The sequence below is a fragment of the Streptomyces litmocidini genome, assembly GCF_014649755.1.
GTDB classification, from domain to species: Bacteria; Actinomycetota; Actinomycetes; order Streptomycetales; family Streptomycetaceae; genus Streptomyces; species Streptomyces litmocidini.
On the sequence record NZ_BMTQ01000007.1, the window covers coordinates 156,557 to 181,535 of the forward strand.

The following is a 24,979-nucleotide window of genomic DNA, read 5'->3' on the forward strand; positions in this document are numbered from 1 at the left end:
CCGCGACGGGTCCCACGGTGGAGGTGCGGCCGTGAGCGTCCCCGGCTCCGAGTACGACGTGCCGGACTTCCGGCCCACCCATGTGGTGCCGCGTTCCGGGCTCTCCGCCTGGGAGGCGCCCGACCCGACGCTGCCCACGACGCCCCTCGACGCCTTCCTGCCGGTACGGCTCGTGGAACGGGCCGGCGACTGGGGGCGGGTGCTGTGCTCCAACGGCTGGACCGCGTGGGTCGACGCGCGCCTCCTCGTGAGCGTGCCCGACGATCCGCCGGCGGCGGGCGGGCCCCTCACCAGGACCGCCGATCCCCGGCCGCTCATCGCGCGCGCCGAGGACGCGCTCGGTCGTTACCGGCGGGCGGCGGAGGAGCTGGGCGGGGGCCGGCTCGACGGCGAGGGCTTCCGGCTGCGGACCCGGGGCCTGCGGGTCGGCATGGTCGTCGACGGCGAGTCGGTGTGGCTGTACGACGCGGAGCACGAGCGCTGGGTGTACTGCGACGGCGTCGGACTCGGTACGTACGCGGCCTCGGCGGCGCCGTCGGCCGCCCCGGCCGGGGAGCCCGAGGACGAACGGAAGGACACCGCGCCCCCGGCGCACGAGCCGACCCAGGTGGTGCTGCGCGGCGATCCCGCCGTCGCCGCCGGGCCGCCGCCGACCCAGGTGGTGGAACGGCCCCCGCCGCCGACCCAGGTGGTGGAACGGGCCCCGGGACCGGACGGTGAGGGCTGATGCCCGGCGGGGCGCACGGGGACCCGGAGATCCCGGCGGGCCGGCCCTCGGGGATCGTCGGCAAGGAGATCGCGGGCTACCGGGTGGAGGGCGAGATCGGGCGCGGCGGCATGGCGGTCGTGTACCGGGCGCGGGACCTGCGCCTCGACCGGACGGTGGCGCTGAAGCTGCTCGCCCCGGAACTGGCCCGCAACGACACCTTCCGCAGACGCTTCGCCCACGAGTCGCGGGTCGCCGCCTCGATCGACCACCCGCACATCGTGCCGGTCTTCGAGGCGGGCGAGACGGAGGGCGTGCTGTACATCGCCATGCGGTACGTGGCGGGGCAGGACCTGGTGGCCCTGCTCGACCGCGAGGGGCCGCTGCCGCCGGTGAAGGCGGGCCGGATCGCGGTGCAGGTGGCCTCGGCCCTGGACGCGGCGCACGCGCACGACCTGGTGCACAGGGACGTGAAGCCCGGCAACATCCTGGTCGCCGAGGGCACCGACGGCGACCACCCGGAGCACGTGTACCTGACCGACTTCGGACTGACCAAGAAGTCGCTGTCCCTCACGGGCTTCACGACGGTGGGCGAGTTCGTCGGGACCCTCGACTACGTGGCGCCCGAGCAGATCTCCGGCAAGCCGGTGGACGGCCGGTGCGACGTCTACAGCCTGGCGTGCGTGGTCTTCGAGACCCTCGTGGGGGCGCCGCCGTTCCGCCGCGACACCGACTGGGCGGTGCTGTGGGCGCAGCAGTACGATCCGCCGCCGCCGCTCTCCGAGGTGCGGGCGGGGCTGCCGGAGGCGGCGGACGCGGTCTTCGCCAAGGCGCTGGCGAAGACCCCCGAGGAGCGGTACGGGACGTGTCTGGAGTTCGTCGCCGCGCTGCGCGCCGTCCTGACCGACGCGCCCGCCGCCGACGGCCCGGTGGCGCCCCGGGGCCCCCGTCCCCTCGGCGCGCCCCCCGCCCCGCCCGCATGGGCGCGCCCGGTCTTCCGCGAACTGGACCCGGGCGGAGCGCGCTGACGGGACCGGCCGCGGCGGAGGACGTTCCCGAGCCCTGCCGGGAGTGACGGGAGGGTCGGCGCCGTGTGCCGGGGTGATCGCGGGCCGGTCGCCGCCGCGCTCGCGACGGCACGGCTCAGCACCGCCGAGCGCCTGCCGGGGCGCCCCGGTCCTGCGTCCTGCCCGGGCGCCCGGAGCCCGTGCCCCGGCGAGGTGTCCTGGCCCGGCGCCCTGGCTAGGTGTCCCGGTCGACCTCGCCCTTGCGGCGGACCCGGGAGGCCAGGAGGCCGCCGAGGAAGCCGAGGGCCAGGCCCCAGAGGAGTCCGAAGCCGGCCGTCTTCCAGACGTCCGGGCGGAGGACGACCTGGCCGCCGAGCGAGTCGAGGTCGCCGATGCCGAGGACCGAGAGGCCGAAGTGGGCCTCGACCAGGGTGACCGGCGCGGCGACCAGCATGGTGAGGGCGAAGGCGACGCCCAGGTGCAGGGCGTGCTGCCAGAGCGTGGTCCGGGCCGGGGAGCGGACGGCCGCCAGGAAGGCCGCGGCCAGCACCAGGACGGCGGCGACGGGCAGCAGCCACCAGGCGCGCGCGTCCTGGGCGGCGAGGGAGGACAGGTCGACGGTCGAGAGGTCGGGGCTGTCGCCGCCGCCCCGCAGGACGGCGTCGAGGACCTGCGGCATGGGCAGGCCGAAGGGACCTTCCGCCTTTCCCTGCCAGGAGCCGCCGATGCCCACGCCGAGCGCGAGCCAGGTGACGTTGGGCAGGCCGAGGAGGAGGACGGCGAAGGTCTCCGCGGCGTGGCCCTTGGCCGCCGCGACGACGATCCCGACGACCAGACCCACGACGACGTACGCGAGGAGCAGCAGGAGCATCGCGAAGGCCGCGGGCCGGACGGGCTCCTGGTAGCGGACGAGCCGGGACGGCAGCGGGGTCCTGCGGGAGACGAGGAGGGCGACGGCGAGCACGCCGAGGATCCACAGGAGTCCGTAGAAGAGCGTGGGTCCGAGGTCGGTGCGGAAGCCGACCGTCGGGTTCACGGCGTCCAGGAGGTCGCCGAAGAGGTCCATGAGGGGGTCCTGGGCGTCGCCGCCGCCGAGGGTGAGGGGGAAGTCGTGGCGGGCGAGGGCCGAGATCCCCGCGAGGGCGGCCAGCCAGAGCACGACGACGCCCGCCGCGCGGAGCAGGAGTTCACGGGCGCTGGTCACCGCGTGGTGGCGCAGGGGACGCAGGAAGCAGAAACCGGTGACCGATGCGCCCACCAGGGTGACGGTGAGCGGCATGGCGGTCAGTTCGGCCTGGGTGCCGGCGAGGGCGCCCGCGTCGCCGGAGAGGTCGACCTTGCCGCCCGAGGCCATGACGACGACCGCGGCGAGGACGGCGGGGAAGCCTCCGGGGAGACCGGCGGCGCCCGCGGCCCACAGGCCGAGCCCGGCGACGACGCCCATCGCGACGAACCCGGCGACCACGGCGGCCAGGGACTGGAGGACGACGCGGGCGTAGAGCCCGGGCGTGGGCGCGGACGACCGCGCGGAGGTGGGGAGCGGACTGCTCGTCACCCTGCCCACGCTAGTACCGGGGCCGGAGGTCCGCTTGCGGGTGGAAGTGCTTCCGCTTGCGGTCGGGCACCGGTCGGCGCACACAATGGGCGCGGAACGGAAGAAAGGGAAAAAAGTGACTTCCCACCCGCCGTCCGGCCCTCCGTCGGTTCCCCCCTCAGGTCCCCCCTCGGGCCCCCTCTCGGGTCCGAGCACACGCCCGGGAAGCGCCGGTCCCCCACCGCCGCCCGGGCCGCCCCACGGCGGCTCGGGGGGTGGCGGCGGCGCGTCGGGCGGCGGGGGCGGCGGCGCGTCGGGCGGGGGCGGCGGTACGTCGGGCGGCGACGGGGCCCCGTCCGGCGGCGGCTCGTCCCGCGCCGGAGGCTCGGGCAAGGGCGGGCCCTGGTGGCGCTCCGTCCCGAAGGTCGCCTCGGTCACCGCCGCGCTCGTGGCGGCCGCGGCGCTCGCGGTCGTCCTCACCAACCGTCCCGACGACAAGGGCGGCACGGCGGGATCCGGCGGCGGCGAGGTCTTCCTCCAGAACGCCGCCGCGACCGGCCCGGACCCGTTCACCAGGTCGACGGCCCGCACCGGCGGCGGTTCCGCCCCGCCGGCCTCGCTGCCGCCCCGTACCGCCTCGGCCGTGCCCCAGATGTCGGGGGCCACGCCCGGCCTGTACGGCGGAACCCGGTCGGTGGCCAGCTGCGACGTCGAGCAGCAGGTCCGCTACCTGTCCTCGGAACCCGCGAAGAACGCCGCCTTCGCCTCGGTCGTCGGCATCCCGGCGAACGGCGTTCCGGCGTACCTCCGCTCCCTGACCCCGCTTCAGCTCCGGGTCGACACCCGGGTGACCAACCACGGTTTCCGGAACGGCGCCGCCACCACCTACCAGTCCGTGCTCCAGGCCGGCACGGCGGTCATGGTCGACGGCCACGGCGTGCCCCGGGTCCGCTGCGCCTGCGGCAATCCGCTGACCGGCCCCGTGGCGCAGAAGGCGCCCCGCACGACCGGCACCCCCTGGCCGGGGTACAGCCCCCAGCAGGTCGTCGTGGTGGCGCCCTCGGTGACGGTCGTGAACGTCTTCGTGGTGTACGACCCCCAGGACGACGGCTGGTTCGCGCGCGAGCACGGCGACACCGGCGAGCACGACAAGCCGACGACGCCGCCTCCTCCGCCGACCCCGGTCTCCCCCTCGGCGTCCCCCTCGACCTCCCTGTCCAGTTCGTCGTCGGCCTCCCCGCTGTCGCCGGTGCCCTGCGTGACGGTGACGGGCGGGAAGCCCCCCGCGCCGGTCGACGGGGTCACGCCGCCGCCGTGCCCCTCGCCGCTCTCCCCGTCGGAGTCGGCGTCCCCCTCCTCGCCGCCGCCGTCCGGATCCTCCTCCGGCCCGAGCGACTCGACGCCGCCGACGGAGTCGTCGAGCCCGGAGTCGGCACCGGCCTCCGACAGCTCGGCGGGACTCACGAGCCGGTCCCCGGACCAGCAGACGAACCGGTCGACGGGGACCGTCTCGTCGATCGCGCCCCTGTCCCCCTCGGGGCCGCTCCCCGCCCGGGCCCCCGTCGCCTGATCCACTGCCGATCGGGCTGCGTCCCGCACCCTGACCCGGCCGGGCATCCTCCACCGACCACGAGCTACGCGCCCGCCGGACCTGGGCGCGGGACCGCACCCGCGCCGGGCCCGGTTGCGGGGCAACGCCCTCGCCGGGCCCGGCTGTGAGGCCGCACCCTCGCCGGGCCCGGTCGCGGGCATGCGTTCCGCCGGGGCGGAACGGGTGGGCACAACCCACGGCGCCGCCGCACGCCGGGTGCGGGTTCAGGCGCGGAAGCCTGGGCCCGGCAAGGGCACCCTCCCGTGTGCCCGCCCGTCCCGCCCCGGCGGGACGCATGCCCGCACGAGGGGGCGCCGTGCCGGTGGGCGCGGGCCCGCGCGGATGCGGGGTCGGGGCGCAGGCCCGCTGGTGGGGCCGGGGTCAGGTGGGAGGCCGTGGGGTGGGGGGCCGTGGGGTGGCTCGCCGCGCGGTGGCGTGGCGCAGGCGGCGGAGCCAGGATCCGAGCGCCGGGGGGCGGCCCGGCCGCTCCTCCGCGCGCCGTTGCCACACCCGCTCGTCCCGATCGGTGAAGTGTCCGGTCATCGGTCGTCTCCTTCCAGGCCACTGGACCGCTGGAAGGGAGTCTGCAACTCTATTGGCCCGGACAGCAGAGCCAATGAGGAGTGATTGGCATGGCAGTGGCACGTGGGGTCCACACTGCGGACCGGACCCTGACGGGCCGCCAGCTCGCCTCGCTCCTCACCCCTCCCCCGGAAGGCCGGTTCGGGTACCGGGAGCTCGCGAGGGCCGTGCGGGAGGCGCTGCTCGACGGCCGGGTGGCGCTGCGCCTGCGGCTGCCGGCCGAGCGTGGGCTCGCCGCGGTGCTCGGGGTGAGCCGGACCACCGTGACGGGGGCGTACGACCTGCTGCGGGAGAGCGGTTACGCGCACAGCCGGCGCGGCGCCGGTACGTGGACCGCGCTGCCGGACGGGCAGGCGCCCACCGTTCCGGGCGCCTTCCAGGACGACGCCGGCGCGACCGTCGACCTCGCCCTCGCCGCGCCGCCCGCCCCGGAGGCCGAGCTGTCCGCCGCGCTGGCCGCGGCCGCCGCCGAGCTGCCCCGCTACACCGGATCGCAGGGCTACCACCCGTACGGGCTGCCCGCGCTGCGCGCCGCGATCGCCGAGCGCTACACGGCCCGGGGCCTGCCGACCCTCCCGGACCAGATCCTCGTCACCACGGGCGCCCAGCAGGCCGTCTCGCTGGTGCTCGCGCTGCTCGGCCGGGCCGGTGACCGGGTGCTCGCCGAGAACCCCTCGTACGCCAACGCCCTCGACGCGATGCGGGGGCGCACGCTCCGCGTCACGCCGGTCCCGGTGACCGAGGCCGGGTGGGACACCGGGCTCGTCGACGCGGCGCTCCGGCAGACCGCGCCGCGTCTGGCGTATCTGATCCCGGACTTCCACAACCCGACCGGCCGGCTCATGCCGACGGAGCAGCGCCGGGAACTCGCGCGGTCCGCGCGTGCCACCGGGACCTGGCTGGTGGTCGACGAGACGCTGACGGACATGGCCCTGGACGTGCCCGCGCCGGTGCCGTTCGCGGCGGCCGCCGGCGGGGGCGACGGCGGGCAGATCGTGTCCGTCGGCTCGCTGAGCAAGAGCTGCTGGGGCGGGCTGCGGGTCGGCTGGGTGCGGGCCGCGTCCCGGGTCGTGACCGAGTTGGCCCGGGTGCGGGTCACGGCGGACCTGGCCGGTTCCGTGCTGGACCAGCTGGTGGCCGTCGCCCTGATGGACCGCCTCGACACGATCCTGCCGCGGCGCCTCGACGAGCTGCGACTGCGCCGGGCCGCGCTGAGCGACGCGCTGGCCCGCCACGTGCCGGAGTGGCGGTGGGCGGTGCCGCCGGGCGGGATGTGCCTCTGGATCGACCTGGGCCGGCCGGTCGCTTCCTCCCTGGCGTCCCGGGCCCTGCGGCACGGGGTGCGGGTGGAGGGCGGGGCCCGGTTCGGGGTGGACCCGGGCACGCACGAGCACCGGCTGCGGATCCCGTTCACGCTGCCCGTGGAGGTGTACGAGCCGGCGGCGGAGCGGCTCGCGGCGGCCCTGGAGGGCGCGCCGGGGCGATTCGCCGATCCGGCGCTTCCGGACTGGGTGGCCTGAGGGCCGGGAGGGCCGCGTACCGGCGGCCCCCTCGCCGGGCCGCATATTCGGATGCCCGTTCCGGGCGGTCCGTGTACGGTCCACCGAGTGGAACCACTGACCGACAAACAGATCCGCTCGTCCTTCGTGAACTGCACCAAGGGCGAGGCGGCGCGACTCAAGCTCCCCCTCGACTTCGCCGAACTCCCCTGGGAGGACCTGGACTTCCTCGGCTGGGTCGATCCGGGCGCGCCCCTTCGGGCGCACCTGGTCGTACCGCGCGAGGACGGTCCGCTCGGCGTGACCCTGCGGGTCCCCGCCGTCGGCCGGACCAGCGCCGTGAAGTCGAGCATGTGCCAGGTCTGCCTGACCGCGCACGCCTCCTCGGGCGTGACGCTCCTGGTGGCGCCGCTGGCCGGCAGCCGCGGCCGCGAGGGGAACACGGTCGGGATCTACCTCTGCGCCGACCTCGCCTGCTCCCTCTACGTCCGGGGCCGGCGGCAGCCGAAGCTGCGCCACCGGCGCCACGAGGAGTCCCTCGACGTCGGCGAGCAGGTCGCCCGTCTGACGGGCAACCTGGACGCGTTCCTGGACCGGGTGACGGCGGGCTGAGGGGGCGGGACGGCGTCCCGGTGGCTCAGCGGAAGGCCTGCTCGCCGGTCAGCGCCTTGCCGATGACCAGCGAGTGGACCTCGCTCGTGCCCTCGTAGGTGAGCACCGACTCCAGGTTGTTGGCGTGGCGCAGCACCGGGTATTCGAGGGTGATGCCGTTGGCGCCCAGGATCGTGCGGCACTCGCGGGCGATCGCGATCGCCTCGCGGACGTTGTTCAGCTTGCCGACGCTGACCTGCTCGGGGGTGAGCGCGCCCGTGTCCTTGAGGCGGCCGAGGTGGAGGGCGAGGAGCATGCCCTTGCCGAGCTCGACCGACATGTCGGCGAGCTTCTGCTGCGTCAGCTGGTAGGAGGCGAGGGAGCGGGCGAAGACCACCCGGTCCTTGGCGTAGGAGATCGCCGTCTCCAGGCAGTCGCGGGCGGCGCCGAGCGCGCCGAAGACGATGCCGAAGCGGGCCTCGTTGAGGCAGCCGAGCGGGCCGGAGAGGCCGCGGGCCTCCGGCAGCACGGCGTCGGCGGGCAGCCGCACGTCCTCGAAGACGAGTTCGCTGGTGACGCTCGCGCGCAGCGAGAGCTTCATCGTGATCTCGGGGGCGCTGAAGCCGGGGGTGCCGGCCGGGACGAGGAAGCCGCGGACGCCGTCCTCGGTGCGCGCCCAGACGACGGCGACGTCGGCCACCGAACCGTTGGTGATCCACATCTTGGTGCCGTTCAGCACCCAGTCGGAGCCGTCCCGCTTGGCGTTGGTCCGCATGGCCCCGGGGTCGGATCCGGCGTCCGGCTCGGTGAGTCCGAAGCAGCCGATGTACTCGCCGGCGGCCATCTTCGGCAGCCAGCGCTGCTTCTGCTCCTCGGAGCCGTACTTCCAGATCGCGTACATGGCGAGGGAGCCCTGCACGGAGACGAGGGAGCGCAGTCCGGAGTCGACGGCCTCCAGCTCCAGACAGGCGAGGCCGTACGCGACGGAGTTGGTGCCCGCGCAGCCGTAGCCCTCCAGGTGCATGCCGAGCACGCCGACGCCGCCGAGGGTGCGGGCCAGTTCGCGGGCGGGGATCTCGCCCTTCTCGAACCAGCCGGCGACGTGCGGGCGCAGTTCGCGGTCGGCCACGGCGCGGACGGTGTTCCGGATCTCCCGCTCCTCGTCGGTCAGGAGTCCGTCGACGGCGAGCAGGTCGAAGGGGTGGACGGGAGTGGACGGCGACTTCACGGACGGCCTCCTGGCGACTGCGGCAACTCGGCGAGCCGAAGCGTAGCCCCCGATCGGATATTGGATCCAGTATTGAAAATCCCACATCCGGGCCGTACGGTCCGATTGGATCCAATCTCCAACCACCCGGATCCCATCTCCAGTTGCCGGCTCCGGGCTCCAGTCGCACGGATCCGGCCTCCGGTCGCCCGGACCCCACCTCCGGCCTCCGGTTTCTCCAGCGGAAGCGAGGGAGGCTGCATGCGCGCGGACCAGCCGGACGCACCGGGGACGCCACCGACGGGCGGGGCCCTGTCCGGGATCGTCGTCGCCGATTTCGGCCGGGTGCTCGCCGGGCCGTACATGACGATGCTCCTCGCCGACCTGGGCGCGGACGTGATCAAGATCGAGCGACCGGGCTCGGGGGACGACACGCGCGCGTGGGGGCCGCCGTTCGCCGCGGGAGAGGCCACGTACTTCCTCGGCGTCAACCGGAACAAGCGCTCCGTCTCGCTCGACCTCACGGACCCCGAGGACCTGGCCGCGGCGCGCGCGATCGTGGACCGCGCGGACGTCCTCGTCGAGAACTTCCGCCCCGGCACGATGGAGAAGCTCGGCCTCGGGTACGAGGAGCTGCGCGCGGGCAACCCGGGTCTCGTCTACTGCTCGGTGACCGGCTTCGGCACCGCCGAGGGCGCCCGGCTGCCGGGCTACGACCTGCTCGTCCAGGCCATGGGCGGCCTCATGAGCGTGACGGGAGAACCGGACGGGCGGGGCACGAAGGCGGGGGTCGCCCTGGTCGACGTCGTCACCGGTCTCCACGCCGGCCTCGGCGTCCTCGCAGCCCTGCGGCACCGGGAACGCACCGGCGAGGGCCAGCGGGTCGAGGTCTCCCTGCTCGGCTCCCTCCTCTCGGCGCTCACCAACCAGGCCGCCGCCCACCTCGGGGCGGGGGTGGTGCCGCGCGCGATGGGCAACAGGCACCCGAGCATCGCCCCGTACGAGGTGTTCGAGGCACGGGACCGGCCCCTGGTCCTCGCCGTGGGCAACGACCGGCAGTTCGGGGCGCTGTGCGAGCGGCTCGGCCTGCCGGAGCTCGCCGGGGACCCCCGTTTCGCGACGAACACCGCCCGGGTCGCCCACCGGGAGGAGCTGGTCGAGGCCCTGGCCGGCCCGCTCGGCACCCGCACCGCCGACGCCTGGTTCGAGGAGCTCACCGCGGCCGGCGTGCCCTGTGGGCCGATCAACGACCTGGCGGCCGCCTTCGACCTCGCCGACCGGCTCGGGCTCGCGCCGCGCGTCCCCGAGGCCGCGGCCGGCCCCGGCCAGGTCGCCCACCCGGTCCGGCTCGACGTCACTCCGCCCTCCTACCGCGCCGCTCCCCCGCGCCTGGGCGAGCACACGGACGACGTGCTGGCGGAGCTGGGGCGGGTCGTCCACGGGGCGTCGGCGGCGGACGGCGGCGCGTAGGAAGATGGTCGCCGCCGGCGGGGTCCGCCGACGGCGGCGTGAGGGAACGGAGGGTCACAGGCGATGAGCAGCGCGGTGCGGAAACGGCGGCCGCAGACCGCCCAGCAGTTCGTCCTGGAGGAGCTGCGGCGCGCCATCACCACCGGGGAGCTCGGGCCCGGCGGGCCGATCCGCCAGGAGGCCCTGGCGGCCCGGTTCGAGGTGAGCCGGGTGCCGGCGGAGGGCCTGGTGGTCCATCACGTCCACCGGGGCTACTTCGTCGCGGAGCTCTCCCTGGACGATCTGGAGGAGATCTACCGCATCCGCCGGCTCCTGGAGACCGAGGCGGTCCGCACGGCCGTCCGGTGGATGCCGGACGGCACGGTCGCCGCGCTCGAACGGATCCAGCGGGAGGTGGAACGGGCCGCCGGAGAGGGGGACGTGGCCGCGATGGCGGCGGCGAACCGGCTCTTCCACTTCACCCTGATCGAGGCGTCCGGGATGCCGCGCCTCGTCCGCCTCATCGCGACCCTGTGGGACGCCACCGACGCGTACCGCTCGCTCTACTATGCCGAGTCGCCGCACCGGGAGCAGGCCGTGCGGGAGCACCGGGCGGTGATCTCCGCGCTCCGCCGCGGCGACGAGGAGGCCGCCGTCCACTGCCTCGACGAGCACCGGGCCCACGCGGTGGCCGCGCTGCGCGAGGTCCTCGACGCGGGCCCCCCGGACGAGGGCTGACCTCGGAGCCCCACGGTCCCACGGCCTCGGAGCCCCACGACCCCACGGGTCACCCGGAGGTGCCGGTGTCCCTCCCCCGCGATCGGGGCACGGACGCGGCCTCCCGGCGCGGCGACCCGGCCTTCGCCGCCCTGCGGGCGGAGCCGGCGGCGGTGACGTGGAGCCCGGCGGCACCGGACCGGAGGCCCGGGGGTTCCCGATCCGGCGGCCCGGCGGTCCCGGGCCGGCCGCCCGGCGGTCCCCGGGGCCGTCGGCCCGACGCTTCCCGGCCGCCGTCCGTCGACGATCGCGGCATGCGGGGGCTGCGGTTACCCTTGCGCCGGACGCGAGGAGGAACCATGGCGCGGATGCCGTCGGCCGAACGACGCAGACAGCTGGTCGAGGCGGCGATCAGGGCGATGACCAGGGACGGTGTCGCCCGGACCACGACCCGGTCGATCTGCGCGGAGGCGGGGGTGTCGCTGAGCGTCTTCCACTACTGCTTCGACTCCAAGCAGGCGCTCCTCGAAGCCGCGATCGAGACGATCACCGGCAATTACGTGGCGCGCGTGATGTCGGCGGTCGAGCCGGGTGCGACGCTGCGCGAGACCGTCCGGGGCGCTCTGCAGACGTACTGGGACCACGTCACGGCCCACCCGGGCGAGCACATGCTGACGTACGACCTCACCCAGTACGCCCTGCGGGAGCCCGGGTTCGAGCATCTGGCGCGCGCCCAGTACGAGCAGTACGTGGCGTCGGCGACGGCACTGATCGAGCAGGTCGGGGTGCGGGGGCGGGAGCCGCGGGTGCCCGTGGAGGTGCTCGCGCGGTATCTGGCGGCGGTGATCGACGGGCTGACCCTGCAGTTCCTCGTCCTCGGCGACCCGCGCGCGGCCGCCGGCCACCTGGACCTGACGGCGGATCAATTCGTGGCCCTGATCGAGGGTTGATCAGGACGCGGGCTTCCGCTTCCCTCCATCAGGTCATGTGACCCGGACTCTTGACTCGTACCTCCGGTAACGCGATCCTCGGGGCGCCCGGTCCACCCCCACCGTCCGGAGGCATCGCAGAACATGACTCGACCTTTCTCGCGCAGGGGCGGCGGCGGATCCGCCCTCCTGGCGCTGTTCCTCGCCCTCGCCGCGGTGCTGTTCGGCTCCGCTCCGGTACCCGCCGCCGCCGGCGGCACGTGGTGGGAAGCCACGTCCCGGCCCGCGCCCGACTCGCAGATCAACGTCACGGGTGAGCCGTTCAGGGGAACGGACGCCCAGGGGAAGGTGCGCGGGTTCGTCGACGCGCACAACCACCTGATGTCCAACGAGGGTTTCGGCGGCCGGATGATCTGCGGGGCGACGTTCTCGCAGGCGGGTGTCGCCGACGCCCTCAAGGACTGTCCCGAGCACTACCCGGACGGCTCGGGGGCGCTCTTCGAGCACCTGACGGGCGGGGACGACGGGAAGCACGACCCGGTCGGCTGGCCCACGTTCAAGGACTGGCCCGCCCACGACTCGCTGAGCCACCAGCAGAACTACTACGCCTGGGTCGAGCGCGCCTGGCGCGGCGGGCAGCGGGTCCTCGTCAACGACCTGGTGACCAACGGGCTGATCTGCTCGCTCCTGCCCCGGGACCGCACCTGCGACGAGATGACCGCGATCCGTCTGGAGGCCCGCAAGACGTACGAGCTGCAGGACTACGTCGACGGGATGTACGGCGGCCCCGGCAAGGGCTGGTTCCGGATCGTCACCAGCGCCGACCAGGCCCGTGCGGTGATCGAGCAGGGGAAGCTCGCCGTCGTCCTCGGCGTGGAGACCTCGGAGCCCTTCGGCTGCAAGCAGATCCTCGACGTCGCCCAGTGCGGCCAGGCGGACATCGACAAGGGGCTCGACGAGCTGTACGCGCTCGGCGTGCGCAGCATGTTCCTCTGCCACAAGTTCGACAACGCGCTCTGCGGCGTCCGCTTCGACAGCGGGACGACGGGGGTGGCGGTCAACATCGGCCAGTTCCTGTCCACGGGCACCTTCTGGGCCACCGAGAAGTGCGCGGGTCCCCAGCACGACAACCCGATCGGTCTCGCCGCCGCGCCCGCCGCGATGGCCGAGAAGCTGCCGGCCGGGGTGAGCGTCCCCTCGTACGCCTCGGACGCCAAGTGCAACACCCGCGGGCTCACGCGGCTCGGGGAGTACGCCCTGAAGGGAATGATCCAGCACGGCATGATGCTGGAGCTCGACCACATGAGCGTCAAGGCCGCCGGGCGCGCCCTCGACATCCTGGAGGCCGAGGAGTACCCCGGCGTCCTGTCCAGCCACAGCTGGATGGACCTGGACTGGACCGAGCGGCTCTACCGTCTCGGCGGTTTCGCCGCCTCGTACATGCACAGCGCCCAGGGCTTCGTCGGCGAGGCGGCGCAGAAGGCGGAGCTGCGGAGGAAGTACGGGGTCGGGTTCGGCTACGGCACGGACATGAACGGGGTCGGCGGCTGGCCGGGCCCGGTCGGGGCGGACGCGCCGAACGCGGTGAAGTACCCCTTCCGCAGCTTCGACGGGGGCTCGGTCCTGGACCGCCAGGTCACCGGCGAGCGCACCTGGGACCTGAACGTCGACGGCGCCGCGCACAACGGCCTCGTGCCGGACTGGATCGAGCAGATCCGGCTCACCCCCGGCGGTCAGGGCGTCGTGGACGAGCTGTCGCGGGGAGCGGAGTCGTACCTGACCACCTGGAAGCGGACCGAGGACCACGAGCCGGGCGTGAACCTCGCGGCCGGGCAGCCGGTGTCGGCCTCCACCACCCAGTGGTGGAACCCCTTCGTGAACTTCTCGCCGGGACTCGCGGTCGACGGCGACACGGGGACCCGCTGGGCCAGCGAGTGGTCGGACGACCAGTGGCTCCAGGTGGACCTGGGCTCGGCGCGCCGGGTCGGGCGGGTCACGCTCGACTGGGAACGGGCCTACGCGCGCGCGTACCGGATCGAGCTGTCGGACGACGGGACGACCTGGCGGAACGTGTGGTCGACGGACGCGGGTGACGGCGGCTACGACACGGCCGAGTTCGCCTCGCAGTCGGCCCGTTACGTGCGGGTCCACGGGGTGAAGCGGGCCACCGACTGGGGCTACTCGCTCTACGAGGTGGCCGTCAACAGGTCCTGAGCGTACGGAGAGGGGGCCTGCCGGAACGGATCCGGCAGGCCCCCTCCCGCTTGCCCGCGGCGCTGTCCGGCAGGCCCCCTCTCGCGCGTCCGGGGGCCTACAGGACGCGGCAGAGCAGGGCGTCCGGGGTCTTGCCCTTGGCCCAGGCGCCGGTGAAGGCGATCCCGGCCGCGTACTCCCCGGTCGCGCACTGGCCCTTGTAGTTCCCCTGGGCGAACTCGCCGCCGGGGTCCCCGGCGGGGCGGTCGTCGCCGCGGTCGAACCAGACCGTGCGGCCCGTCACCGGCAGGGCGCGGGAGGCGGCGGCGCACAGGACGGCGGAGACGGCCTGGCCGCGGACGCTGTAGCCGGTCATGAACCGGTCGCGGGGGCACTGGAGTTTGGTGTAGCCGCCCGCCCAGTCGCCTTCCTTGACGTACCGCTCGTCGGTCACGACGGTGGATCCGCCCGCCGGGTCGGCGAGCCGGGCGGCTCCCGCGTCCGTGCACAGACCGCGTCCGTCACGGTGGGCGAGGCCGACGAGCCGCTGCCCGTCGGGGCAGACGCCCTTGCGGGCGCCCGGGTCCCAGTCGCCCCGGGCACGGGTGCGCAGGGACTGCACCGCGTCGGCGTGGTCGAGGTTCAGCATGTCCCAGGTCTCGGCGGCCGGCACGGGGCCGGTGAGGGCGGGGGCGGTGACGAGCCGCCGCCAGTCGGCCGCGCGCCAGTCGTCGCCGTCGAGGATGCCGGAGCGGCGGCCCTCGGTGTCGTAGTCGAGGAGCTTCCACCGTCCGTGGCCGGTGAAGCCGACGAGCGGCCAGTAGGCGAAGTCGGTGTCGTTCGCGACGAGGTAGTCGACGAAGTTGCCGAACCAGGCGCGTGCCTGGGGGTTCGTCTCGTCGGCGCCGATGCCGAACTCACTGATCCACACGGGCGCGGTGTAGTGCTCGCCGGTGTCGGCGGCGACGAAGAAGGCCTGGCGGCGCAGGGTCGCGAAGAGTTCGTCGCGGGAGAGTTCCTGGTAGCGCCGGTCATGGGTCTCGCCGGTGCCGGTCGCGCCGGTGTGGTTCGGGCCCGTGTAGCCGTAGAAGTGGGCCGAGTAGACGAGTTTGTCCGAGGCGACGAGGGTGTGGGAGAGGGTACGGGCGGGTTCCAGGGTCGGCCGCCAGTGGGGCGTGATGTCCGTGGGGATGCCCTGCCAGTTGATGCCCTCGACGATGACGAGGAGGTCGGGGTTCGCCTCGGTGAGGATCCGGTCGCCGAGGCGCTGGGTGGCCGTCCACCAGTCGTGGGAGTCGCCCCAGCCCCAGTTGGCGTCGTCGGTGACCGTGCGCCGGACCTCGTTGTAGAGGTCGGCGCCGACGACCCGCTTGTTGGCGCGGTACCGCCCGGCCATGAAGAGCCAGTCGTCCTCCCACTGCGCGGTGGTCTGGCTGGTGTTCCAGCGCTCGTTGCCGTCGAGGCCGCAGCACCAGCGGGAGGTGTTGGTGTGGTTGTTCAGGACGACGGCGAAGCCCTCGGCGGTGGTGGCGTCGATCACCGCGTCGAAGACCTGGAGCGGGGTCTTGCCGCGCAGCTGCGGGTTGGCGGCGACGGCGGCGTCGGGGACGGGCCGCTGGTCGTGGAGCATCTCGTCGGAGAACGGCAGGCGGACGCTGTTGATGCCGAGGGCGTGGAAGTCGGCGAGGATCGTCGCGACCGGCGCGCGGTCGAGGCCGAGGGGCATCTGGTCGGACTTCTCGCCGTCGTGGTGGTTCGCGGGGTCGGCCCGGTCGCCCGCCCCGGTCCACGAGCCCTGTGCGCCGTGCCAGTTGGCGGACTTGAGTTTGAAGCGGTCGCCGTTCGCGTCGACGACGTAGCGGCCCTGGGTACGGAGCGGGGGCTGCCAGCTGTCGGCGAGGGCGGGTCCCGCCGGGGCGGGTCCGGTCGCGGAAGCGGGTGCGGCCGGCGTTCCGGCGGCCAGGAGGGCCGCGGCGAGCGCGACCCCCAGGAGCGTTCTCTTCACGGTGTCCTTCGGGGGTGGGAGGTCTCGGCGGGCGTTCAGCCGGCGGTGGGGCCGGTCCAGTCGGCGGGGACGCGGGCGAGGCGTACGCGCTGGGGGTGGTCGCCGACGTCCACGCTCGCCACCCGCTGCCCGGTGGCGAAGTCGATCGCGGTGACCCGGTCGGCGCCGCTCTCGGAGACGACACAGGACCGGCCGTCGCCGCTCACGGTCGCCCAGTAGGGCTTGGAGGCCGGGACGAGCGGGCCCTCCCGGAGGGTGTCGCGGTCGACCACGGTGGCGTAGTCGTCCATCGTCCCGGCGACGCAGAGCTTGCCGCCGTCCGGACTGATCGAGAGGCCGTGGTGGCGCGAGTCGTTGACCCAGGTGGTGCGGTCGGGGTCGGTCGCCGGGTTGCCGGGGAGGTTCTTGAGGCGGGTGATGCGGTCGGAGTCGACGTCGTACTCCAGGAAGCCGTTGAAGAAGGAGACCTGGAAGTAGATCTTCTTCTCGTCCGGCGTGAAGACGAGCGGGCGGACGGCGTCGGAGAGGTCGCCGCGCCCGAAGGCGTCCAGGCGGGTGCGCATGTCGATGGTGCGGACGGTCTCGAAGGTGTCGGCGTCGACGACGGTGATCTTCCGGTCGCCCTTGCTCCAGTCGAGCCAGGAGGCGTCGAGCGCGGTGGTGACCTCGCCGATGGACATGTTCCAGAGGAGGCCGTCGGAGGTGAAGACGTTCTCGTGGGGCTTGTCGCCGGTCTTGAACGAGCCCAGTCGGCGTCCCGTCGCGATGTCCAGGACGTGCACGGTGTTCGCGGTGGAGGCGGAGACCGCGACGCGGGTGCCGTCGGGCGAGACGGCCATGTGATCGGCGCGGTGACCGGCCACGGGGAAGCGCCAGTTGATCCGTCCGGTGCGCAGGTCGAGGGAGACGACGTCGGCGAAGCTGGGGCGGGAGACGACCATGGCGGAACCGTCGGGGGTCGCGTACATGTCGTCGACGAACTGGTCGTGCCCCTCGCCCGGCCCGCTGCGGACGCCGAGGAAGAAGGCGAGCGCGACGGGGTTCAGATAGATCTCGCGGAGGCGCTCCTCCTTGTCGGGGATCACGTTCACGCGGCCGACGCGGTGGAAGTCGCCGTGGGAGGCGATGACGTCGGCGGTGCCGTCCCAGTTGTTGCCGACGAACATCACCTCCTTGAGCCCGGCGGGGGCGGCCGGTCCCGGAACGGAGGCGGATCCGGCGCCCGCGGACGTGGCGACGAGGGCGAGGGAGGCCGCGAGGGCCCCGAGGAAACGGCGGGTCCCGGACGTGCGGGGAGAGGGCATGGGGGTCCTTCTTCCGTGGCGCGACGACGACTTACCGGAGGTAACCACGGTCGTGTCATGCTCACAAGCCCCTGTCGCACCCTGTTTCCCTCCGCTTTTCCGGCCCTCCCCCGGCCCCGTCGCGCCGCGGGGAGCCGCGGTGCGGGATCATGGAATCCGGAACGCCGAAGGGACGGAACGGACGATGAGGCACCGCAGTGTCGCGGACCTGATGACGCCCACCGCGGTCGCGGTGCAGCGCGGGACGTCGTTCAAGGAGATCGCGCGGCTCCTCGACGAGTACGGCATCACCGCGGTCCCGGTGGTCGACGAGGAGAACCGGCCGGTGGGCGTCGTCTCCGAGGCGGACCTGCTGCGACGGCACACCGCCAAGGACGGACCGAGCACGGCCGAGGCCATGATGTCGAGCCCGGCCGTGACGGCCCGGCCCTCCTGGACGGCGGTCGAGGCCGCCCGCCTGATGGAACGGCACCGGGTGAAGCGGCTCCCCGTCGTGGACCCGGACGGCCGGCTGATCGGGGTGCTCAGCCGCAGCGATCTGCTCCAGCTGTTCCTGCGGAGGGACCGCTCGATCCAGGAGGAGATCCGCGAGGACGTGATCGTCCGCATCCTGCGCCTCTCCCCCGCGGCCGTCCACATCGACGTCGAGGAGGGCCGGGTGACGCTCAGCGGCACCCTGGAGCGCCTCAGCCTCGGCCCGATCCTGGTCCGCCTGTGCGAGGCGGTCGACGGGGTGGTGGAGGTCGTGGACCGGATGACGTACGAGGAGGGCCGGAGCGCACCCTAGGAAGGCCGGGACTCGCCCCGGGAGCGGGCGGGGGCGGGCGCGCCGGGCGGGGCCGGCAGGAAGCCCGGCGAAGCCGCTCGGGCCCGCCGGGCTCCCGGCGCGGGTGGCGGTTCCGTCAGGAGACCGCCTCCGGCCAGCCGTACCCGGGGCCGGTGTGCTGCGGCACGGTCCCGGCGCCCACCGCCTCCATCTCCCGGTTGGCCTCCCGCATGAGTTTGCCCGCCAGGTCCTTCATCGCCCGGCTCGCGGCGAGTTCGTCGCCGATCGCCGGCACGTCCACGTCCGCCGGGTTGCAGCGCGCGGAGCCGTGGCCCGTGAGGGTCGAGGTGCCGGTGCTCAGCCTGGCCTCGGCCTTCGTCCTGCCGCTCTCCTCGGTCAGTTCCAGGCCGACCGTCCATTCCAGCGTGCGGCTCATGGTCCGCCTCCTCGCATCGCCGGGCCGCGTGCAATCGAGGTGCGGCCCCTTCCGATACCTCCAGGATCCATCGGCCCGGACGGGAACGCGCGGGGACGGGTCAGGGCGCGCGGAACAGGCGGGGGAAACGGGGCGCCAGCCACGGCTTGCGGCCCCGGCCGAGCGCCTTGCCGCGCGCGATCACCGGCCAGGGGTCGAGCCGCCCGAGACCGAGGAGCAGGAAGGCGACCGGCTCGGTGAGGATCGTGCAGTCGGGGCGGGCCGGTGGCCCGTGGCCGGCCCGGACCGTGCCGTCCGTGACGGTGACGCCGAAGCCCGGCCCGTTCCGGAGCCGTACGGCGAAGCTCGCGGTCAGGCCCGCCACGGCGTCCGGGTCGGCGACCCGGGGCATCGCCTCGATCATGAACGGCAGGGCGAGCTCGACCCGGCGCGCGTCGAGCATGGGGGGCCGGTCCAGGGCCAGGGCGAGGTCGTAGCCGTGGCCGAGCATGTGGGTCAGCAGGTACGAACCGAGGACGGCCGGGCGCATGGGGCCGAGCGGCGTGGAGAGCCGCTCGCCCGGGTCGCGCTCCTCGACGCCCGCGAGGAACGCGGCGGCCCGCGCCGTGATCATCTCGGCGAGCGGGCCGGGCGACCGCTCGCCGAATCCGGCGAGGGCGCGTTCGTCGGCCTCGGCCAGGCTGCCGGGGGTGCCGTCGCCGTGGGGGCGCTCGTGCCCGGCGGCCAGGTCGGCCATGAGGGCGTTGGCCTGTGCCAGGTGGGCGGCGGCCTCGCCGACCGTCCAGGTGGAGCGGGGGACGGGGAGCCGGGCGACGTCCCCGGCGCGGGCCGGCGCCCCGGTGCGCAGGACCGCCGCGATGTCGTCGGCGGTGCCCCGTATCGCCTCGCCCGGCCCTTCGGGAAGCACCCCGCCCGTCCGTCGCGTCATGGCTCCGCCCCTCCCCGGTTCCGGCGGCTCCCCGTGGAGCCCCGGTAGGCCGGGGACCGCACCAGCGAGTAGGCCTTTCGTCGCCGGCCGTGCCGGACGGGTCCCGGCCCTCGGCCGTGACGGCCACGGGGTCCTGGAACCGGGGGCGGCCGACGAGGTCGTCATGGGTGCGGCCGAGCGCGCACCCGACCAGGTCGGGGCGGGCCCGCGCCTCCGCGCGGCGATCGGCGTCTCCCGGCTCGCGTACCGCCGCACGCTCCGGGGAGGAACCGTCCTTCCACGGCCCGGCCGATAGGCTGGGGCGGTGAGACAGGGGGATTCCGATGGCGTGGCGCAGCCGGTGACCGACCTGAACCTGCTGCGGACGTTCCTCGCCGTCCACCGTTCCGGTTCGTTCACCGCGGCGGCGGGGCTGCTCGGCCTGTCGCAGCCGACGGTGACCACCCAGATCCGCGCCCTGGAGCGGCAGACGGGCCGCGAGCTCTTCGAGCGACTGCCGCGCGGTGTCGCCCCGACCGCCGTCGCCGACGACCTCGCCGCGCGGGTCGCCGGGCCCCTCGACGCGCTGGCGGCGGTGACCGGGCACGAGGCCGCGCCCCACGCGCGGGCCGCCCCCGTCCACCTGGCGGGCCCCGCCGAACTGCTCTGCGCGCGCGTGCTGCCCGCCCTCGCCCCGCTGGCGGCCGAAGGCGTACGGCTGAGGGTGAGCCCGGGGCTGACCGAGCCGCTCCTCGACGAGCTGCGCGCGGGCCGGCACGACCTGGTGATCGCCACCTTCCGGCCGCGCGGGCGGACCTTGACCGCCGTACCGCTCACCGACGAGGAGTTCGTCCTCGTCGCGGCCCCCGTGTGGGCCGACCGCCTCGAGGAGCGGCCGGCCCTGACGGGGCCGGCGGCGCTGCACCCCGTCCCCCTGGTCGCGTACGCCGAGGATCTGCCCATAGCCCGCCGCTACTGGCGCCACGTGTTCGGGGCGCGGCTGTCCCGCCCCGCCGCCGTGACCGTCCCGGATCTGCGCGGGGTGCTCGCCGCCGTCGTCGCCGGAGCGGGCTTCAGCGTCCTGCCGCGCTACCTCTGCCACGCCGAACTGGCCTCCGGCGCGCTGGTGGCCCTGCACGAACCGGAGGACCCGCCCTTCAACACCGGCTATCTCGTCCAGCGTCCGGGCCGGCCCGACAACCCCGACGTCACCCGGGTCCGGGACCTGCTGATCGAGGCCGGGCCCACCTGGTGACCGGCTCCCGAGGGGTGCCGGGCGCCCCTGCTATAACCGGAACATGATCTACCACGTGGTGACGCCCGCCGAATGGTCCGCCCGTCCGGAGGAGCCGTACGCCCCCGCCTCCCTCGCGGAGGAGGGTTTCGTCCACTGCTCCCCCGACGAGCCGACCACGCTCGCCGTCGTCGACGCCCACTTCGGCGGCGCCTCCGGGCCGCTCCTGGTGCTCCTCCTCGACGAGAACCGGCTCACCGCCAGGACGGAGTGGGAGGCCGCCGCGCCGACCCCGCCGCCCGGCGTCCCCGAAGGGACCCTCTTCCCGCACGTGTTCGGGCCGATCGACCGCGCCGCCGTGGACGAGGTCCTGGAGGTCGTCCGGGACGCGGACGGCCGGGCGGCGGGCCTGGCGAAGACCGGCTGACCCGGTCCGGGCGGGCCTCTCGGGACTCCTTGTCCAGGCGGACCGGGACGGCGGGACACGGCGGTCGCCGGTGCCGTCGTCGACGATGCCGAGCACCTCGAAAAGCCCCCGGCCACCCGCACGGGCCACGTCCGCGGCCCCGCCGTGTGCGGTTCCCCCCGCTCTCGGTTAGACCTGGATCACAAGGTGTCGGCCGGCCTGCCGGAAGCCACTCGTCCGGCGTCACGTGCCGCCCACCTCCGGGAGGAAGCCGATGATCACCCGTCGCAGCGTGCTCGGCGGGGCCCTCGCCGCCGCGGGCCTGCCGCTCCTCGCCCCCGGCGCCGCCGCCGGGGGCGAGGCGTGCGCGGCGGGGGCCCCGCGCCGCGCACCCGACCCCGTGCCGCCCGCCTTCACCACGGCCATGCCGGTCCCGCCCGTGCTGCGCCCCCTCTCCTCGACGGGGGGCGTGGACGTCTACGAGCTGACCATCCGCAAGGCCGAGGCCCGGATCCTCCCCGGCTTCGCCACCGACGTCCTGACCTACGACGGGCACTTCCCCGGCCCCGTCATCCGCGCCCGCTCCGGGCGGCGCGTCCTCGTGCGCCACCACAACGGCCTCCACATGCCCGTCTCCGTCCACCTGCACGGCGGGAACGTCGCGCCCCCCTCCGACGGCAACCCGATGGACGTCTTCGCCCCCGGCACCGCGCGGACGTACGCGTACACCAACCGGCAGCCCCACGCCTCGCTCTGGTTCCACGACCACGCCCACCACATGGAGGCCGAGCACGTCTACCGCGGCCTGTCCGGCGGCTATCTGCTCACGGACGACCTCGAACAGGGCCTTCCGCTGCCCAAGGGCCGGTACGACGTGCCCGTCACGATCCGCGACGCCCGCTTCGACGAGCGCGGGCAGCTGGCGTACACGATGGGCGACCGGAACCGCACCACCCTCCTCGCCAACGGCAGGCCCACCCCGTACTTCCAGGTCGCGGCCCGCAAGTACCGTTTCCGGCTGCTCAACGGCTCCAACCTGCGGCTCTTCTCGCTGAGCCTGTCCGACGGCACCCCGCTCACCCAGATCGGTTCGGACGGCGGCCTGCTCGAACGCCCCGTCGCCGTGCCCGTCCTCCCCCTGTCGCCCGGGGAACGCGCCGACGTGGTCATCGACTTCTCCCGTCATCCCGTCGGCACCCGGCTGGTCCTCGTCAACACCGGACCGGGCCGGCCCGAGCAGGTCGGCAAGGTGCTCCGCTTCGACGTCGTGCGCACCGCCGACGACCCCAGCCGCGTCCCCCGGGTCCTGCGGACGCTGCCGCCCGCCGCCGCCCTGCCCGAGGCCGCCGTCACCCGTCACATCGAGCTCAGCATGGACGAGGACGGGCGCCCCGACCCCCGGGGGTTCGTCAACGGGCGGATGTTCGACCCCGATCGCGTCGACACCACCGTGGCGTTCGGTTCCTCCGAGATCTGGAACGTCACCAACGCCAACAAGCGCGCCCCGCACAACTTCCACGTGCACCTGGTCCAGTTCCGGGTCCTCGAACGCGGCGGACGGCCCGCGGGCCCGACCGAGGCGGGCCTGAAGGACACGGTGCGGGTCATGCCTGGCGAGACGGTGAAACTGCACATGACGTTCGGCGGCTTCCGCGGCGACTACGTGTACCACTGCCACATGCTCGACCACTCGGCCATGGGCATGATGGCCACCTTCCGGGTCCGGTGAGCCGGCCGCCGCACACCCCTGTTCTCTCCCGGCGCCGGTGGCCGGGGCCGGTGCCTCAGTCGCCGTCCCGGGGGAACTCCATGGCCCGCACGGCCTCCCCGGCGCGCTTCTCCATCTCCTCCGGGGAGACGTCCTCGACGTGCGTGGAGAGGTTCCAGCGGTGTCCGAAGGGGTCCTCGAACTGCCCGGTGCGGTCGCCGTAGAACTCGTTCTTCACCGGTGACAGCTCCGTGGCACCCCGGGCGAGGGCCTCGGCGAAGACCGCGTCGACGTCCTCGACGTACACGTGCAGGGTGACGGGCGTGCCGCCCACCGTCGTCGGCGAGCGGAAGCCCATGCTCGGGAACTCGTCCGCCAGCATGATGAGCGCGTTCCCGAGTTCCAGCTCGGCATGGCCGATCGTGCCGTCGGGCGCCGGCATCCTCATCCGTTCGGTCGCTCCGAGCACGGAGACGTAGAAGTCGATCGCCGCCGCGGCCCCGTCGACGCAGAGGTAAGGCGTGACGCGCGGATATCCCTCGGGGATGGCCTTGACGGTCACGGAGTTCCCGCCTTTCCGGACAGGGCGGTCACCGCCGACCGCCGCCTGCGACCACTGATATCCCGAACCCGTCGGCCCGCTCCGGCGCCGCGCGGCGGCCCTGCGCCGAATGCCCTGAAGGAGCGACCGCCCCTCCGCACCGCCTCCCCCGCACCGCCCCTCCGGCCCGGCGGCCCGGCGGCCCGGCGGTCCGGCGGTCCGGCGGTCCGGCGGTCCGGCGTAGAGTGGGCGCGGGCGCGGCGTGATCACGAGGAGCACCCATGACCGTGGCCCGCCTTGAACACACCACCGTCCCCGCCGACACCGGCGAGGTGACCCTTCTGATAGCCCGCCGGGTGGAGCCCGGGTACGAAGCCGCCTTCGAGCGGTGGGCGAGGGGCATCCTCGACACGGCGGCCGGCTTCCCCGGCCACCTCGGACACGGACTCTTCCGCTCCTCCGGCGGCGACGCCCCCTGGTTCCTCGTCCACCGCTTCCGGGACGCGGAGGCCTGCCGGGCCTGGCAGGAGTCCCCCGAGCGGGCCGCCTGGTTCGCCGACTGCGAGGGCCACCACCACACCGAGGTCGCCCGACGCGAACTCACCGGCATGGAGACCTGGTTCGCCGAGCCGGGATCGACCCGGCCCGCGCCTCCCCGGTGGAAGATGGCGATCAGCGCGACCCTGGCGATCTACCCGATCTCCGTGTTCGGCAGCCTCTTCCTCGTCCCCCGCCTCGCCGCGCTCCCCCTCCTGGTCAGCAGCGCGGTCGTCGCCTGCGTCTTCAACGTGCTGATGACCTACGTGGCGATGCCCGCCGTGAGCAGGCTCCTGCGCGGCTGGCTGGCCCCGTAGGCCCGCTCCCCTCACCCCTTGCGGCCGACGCCCGCGTACATCGCGACGTCCGGCGCCGGCGTCCGCGGCCGCCACGCGGAGCAGGACACCACTCCGGGCTCCAGCAGTTCCAGGCCGTCGAAGTAGCGGGCGATCGCCCGGGGCGTGCGCTGGGTGAGCTTCGGGGTGCCGTGCTCGTTCCAGAACGCCACCGCCGCGTCGACGTCCGGCATGTCGGGGTGGGCGACCGTGTGGGACAGGACGAGGTGGCTGCCGGGGGCGAGCGCGTCCATCAGGCGACGGACGATCGCGTACGACTCCTCGTCGTCCTCGACGAAGATGACGACTCCGAGCAGCATCAGCGCGACCGGCCGCGAGAGGTCGAGGGTCTTCGCCGCGGCGGCCAGGATCGTGTCGACGTCCCGCAGGTCGGCGTCCAGGTAGTCGGTGCGGCCCTCGGGCGTGCCGACCAGCAGGGCGCGGGCGTGCGCGAGCACGAGCGGGTCGTTGTCGACGTACACGACCCGCGCGTCGGGGGCGACCCGCTGGGCGACCTCGTGCGTGTTGTCGGCGCTCGGCAGCCCCGTGCCGATGTCCAGGAACTGCCGGATGCCCTCCTGCTCGGCCAGGTGCCGCACCGCCCGCCCCAGGAACAGCCGGTCCGCCTTCGCGTACTCCCCGATCCCGGGGTGCAGCTCGCGGATCCGGTCACCGGCCTCCCGGTCGACCGGGTAGTTGTCCTTGCCGCCGGTCCAGTAGTTCCATATCCGGGCGGTGTGCGGCCGGGAGGCGTCGATGCGCGATTCGATGTCGGTCACGCCGTCAACGTATCGC

Annotated in this window: 21 protein-coding genes and 1 pseudogene; 14 read left to right on the top strand and 8 right to left on the bottom strand. The window is 74.4% G+C overall.

Going from position 1 to position 24,979, the window contains the following annotated elements; translation table 11 throughout:
• The first annotated feature begins 31 nt into the window (after positions 1-31).
• Entirely contained in the window at positions 32-727 is a 696-nt protein-coding gene (locus IE180_RS17615; protein WP_190157829.1) for an SH3 domain-containing protein, read from the top strand.
• Positions 727-1,734 carry a serine/threonine-protein kinase gene (locus IE180_RS17620; protein WP_190157830.1) on the top strand — a complete coding sequence of 336 codons (1,008 nt, stop codon included), beginning with the start codon at positions 727-729 and terminating at the stop codon, positions 1,732-1,734. The genes IE180_RS17615 and IE180_RS17620 overlap by 1 nt, the downstream gene beginning before the upstream one ends.
• Positions 1,735-1,948: 214 nt before the next feature.
• Here IE180_RS17620 and IE180_RS17625 read toward each other — a convergent pair whose 3' ends face one another.
• The gene (locus IE180_RS17625; protein ID WP_373302791.1) at positions 1,949-3,268 is read right to left on the bottom strand and encodes a streptophobe family protein; all 1,320 of its coding nucleotides are present in this window, start codon (positions 3,266-3,268) and stop codon (positions 1,949-1,951) included.
• A gap of 85 nt (positions 3,269-3,353) precedes the next feature.
• On the opposite strand from IE180_RS17625, the pseudogene IE180_RS17630 reads away from it, so the two are divergent.
• From IE180_RS17630 to IE180_RS17640, 3 genes and pseudogenes are all read left to right on the top strand, one after another.
• Positions 3,354-4,709: pseudogene (locus tag IE180_RS17630) on the top strand (DUF6777 domain-containing protein); the annotation flags it as partial.
• Positions 4,710-5,470: 761 nt separating this feature from the next.
• Complete coding sequence (gene yczR, locus IE180_RS17635; protein ID WP_190157833.1) at positions 5,471-6,940, top strand: MocR-like transcription factor YczR; 1,470 nt, start codon at positions 5,471-5,473, stop codon at positions 6,938-6,940.
• Positions 6,941-7,027: 87 nt separating this feature from the next.
• A complete protein-coding gene (locus IE180_RS17640; protein ID WP_190157834.1) occupies positions 7,028-7,531 on the top strand; it encodes an FBP domain-containing protein in 504 nt (167 codons plus the stop codon).
• A 25-nt stretch (positions 7,532-7,556) separates the two neighbouring features.
• Here IE180_RS17640 and IE180_RS17645 read toward each other — a convergent pair whose 3' ends face one another.
• Complete coding sequence (locus IE180_RS17645; protein WP_190157835.1) at positions 7,557-8,738, bottom strand: acyl-CoA dehydrogenase family protein; 1,182 nt, start codon at positions 8,736-8,738, stop codon at positions 7,557-7,559.
• A gap of 240 nt (positions 8,739-8,978) precedes the next feature.
• Between IE180_RS17645 and IE180_RS17650 the strand changes: the two genes are divergently transcribed.
• From IE180_RS17650 to IE180_RS17665, 4 genes are all read left to right on the top strand, one after another.
• Positions 8,979-10,187, top strand: coding sequence for a CaiB/BaiF CoA transferase family protein (locus tag IE180_RS17650; RefSeq protein ID WP_190157836.1), 1,209 nt, complete (start codon positions 8,979-8,981; stop codon positions 10,185-10,187).
• Positions 10,188-10,250: 63 nt separating this feature from the next.
• Positions 10,251-10,904: a GntR family transcriptional regulator gene (locus IE180_RS17655; RefSeq protein WP_190157837.1), complete on the top strand. Its 654-nt coding sequence runs from the start codon at positions 10,251-10,253 to the stop codon at positions 10,902-10,904.
• 338 nt (positions 10,905-11,242) lie between these two features.
• Positions 11,243-11,833, top strand: coding sequence for a TetR/AcrR family transcriptional regulator (locus IE180_RS17660; protein WP_190157838.1), 591 nt, complete (start codon positions 11,243-11,245; stop codon positions 11,831-11,833).
• A gap of 123 nt (positions 11,834-11,956) precedes the next feature.
• Positions 11,957-14,026, top strand: a complete 2,070-nt coding sequence (locus tag IE180_RS17665; protein WP_190157839.1) for a galactose-binding domain-containing protein — start codon at positions 11,957-11,959, stop codon at positions 14,024-14,026.
• A gap of 97 nt (positions 14,027-14,123) precedes the next feature.
• Here the strand turns inward: IE180_RS17665 and IE180_RS17670 are convergent, their stop codons facing one another.
• Both IE180_RS17670 and IE180_RS17675 read right to left on the bottom strand, forming a co-directional pair.
• Positions 14,124-16,010, bottom strand: coding sequence for a glycoside hydrolase family 5 protein (locus IE180_RS17670; RefSeq protein ID WP_190157840.1), 1,887 nt, complete (start codon positions 16,008-16,010; stop codon positions 14,124-14,126).
• 35 nt (positions 16,011-16,045) lie between these two features.
• Positions 16,046-17,314, bottom strand: a complete 1,269-nt coding sequence (locus IE180_RS17675; RefSeq protein WP_190157841.1) for a YncE family protein — start codon at positions 17,312-17,314, stop codon at positions 16,046-16,048.
• A 184-nt stretch (positions 17,315-17,498) separates the two neighbouring features.
• On the opposite strand from IE180_RS17675, the gene IE180_RS17680 reads away from it, so the two are divergent.
• On the top strand, positions 17,499-18,101 hold the full coding sequence (locus IE180_RS17680; RefSeq protein WP_190157842.1) for a CBS domain-containing protein: 603 nt from the start codon (positions 17,499-17,501) through the stop codon (positions 18,099-18,101).
• Positions 18,102-18,216: 115 nt separating this feature from the next.
• Here the strand turns inward: IE180_RS17680 and IE180_RS17685 are convergent, their stop codons facing one another.
• Positions 18,217-18,516, bottom strand: a complete 300-nt coding sequence (locus IE180_RS17685) for a DUF1876 domain-containing protein (RefSeq protein WP_190157843.1) — start codon at positions 18,514-18,516, stop codon at positions 18,217-18,219.
• A gap of 100 nt (positions 18,517-18,616) precedes the next feature.
• Positions 18,617-19,444, bottom strand: a complete 828-nt coding sequence (locus IE180_RS17690) for a maleylpyruvate isomerase family mycothiol-dependent enzyme (protein WP_190157844.1) — start codon at positions 19,442-19,444, stop codon at positions 18,617-18,619.
• 328 nt (positions 19,445-19,772) lie between these two features.
• Here IE180_RS17690 and IE180_RS17695 point away from each other — a divergent pair, with 328 nt between their 5' ends.
• From IE180_RS17695 to IE180_RS17705, 3 genes are all read left to right on the top strand, one after another.
• The gene (locus tag IE180_RS17695; RefSeq protein ID WP_229860549.1) at positions 19,773-20,678 is read left to right on the top strand and encodes a LysR family transcriptional regulator; all 906 of its coding nucleotides are present in this window, start codon (positions 19,773-19,775) and stop codon (positions 20,676-20,678) included.
• 43 nt (positions 20,679-20,721) lie between these two features.
• Positions 20,722-21,084: a DUF952 domain-containing protein gene (locus IE180_RS17700; RefSeq protein WP_190157846.1), complete on the top strand. Its 363-nt coding sequence runs from the start codon at positions 20,722-20,724 to the stop codon at positions 21,082-21,084.
• 253 nt (positions 21,085-21,337) lie between these two features.
• Positions 21,338-22,792, top strand: a complete 1,455-nt coding sequence (locus IE180_RS17705; RefSeq protein ID WP_190157847.1) for a multicopper oxidase family protein — start codon at positions 21,338-21,340, stop codon at positions 22,790-22,792.
• Positions 22,793-22,847: 55 nt separating this feature from the next.
• On the opposite strand, the gene IE180_RS17710 is transcribed toward IE180_RS17705, so the two are convergent.
• Positions 22,848-23,333 (bottom strand): VOC family protein, encoded by a 486-nt coding sequence (locus IE180_RS17710; RefSeq protein ID WP_190157848.1) that lies wholly within the window; start codon positions 23,331-23,333, stop codon positions 22,848-22,850.
• A gap of 260 nt (positions 23,334-23,593) precedes the next feature.
• Between IE180_RS17710 and IE180_RS17715 the strand changes: the two genes are divergently transcribed.
• Positions 23,594-24,166: an antibiotic biosynthesis monooxygenase gene (locus IE180_RS17715; protein WP_190157849.1), complete on the top strand. Its 573-nt coding sequence runs from the start codon at positions 23,594-23,596 to the stop codon at positions 24,164-24,166.
• Positions 24,167-24,177: 11 nt separating this feature from the next.
• Here the strand turns inward: IE180_RS17715 and IE180_RS17720 are convergent, their stop codons facing one another.
• The gene (locus IE180_RS17720) at positions 24,178-24,963 is read right to left on the bottom strand and encodes an SAM-dependent methyltransferase (RefSeq protein WP_190157850.1); all 786 of its coding nucleotides are present in this window, start codon (positions 24,961-24,963) and stop codon (positions 24,178-24,180) included.
• Between the last annotated feature and the right edge of the window lie 16 nt (positions 24,964-24,979).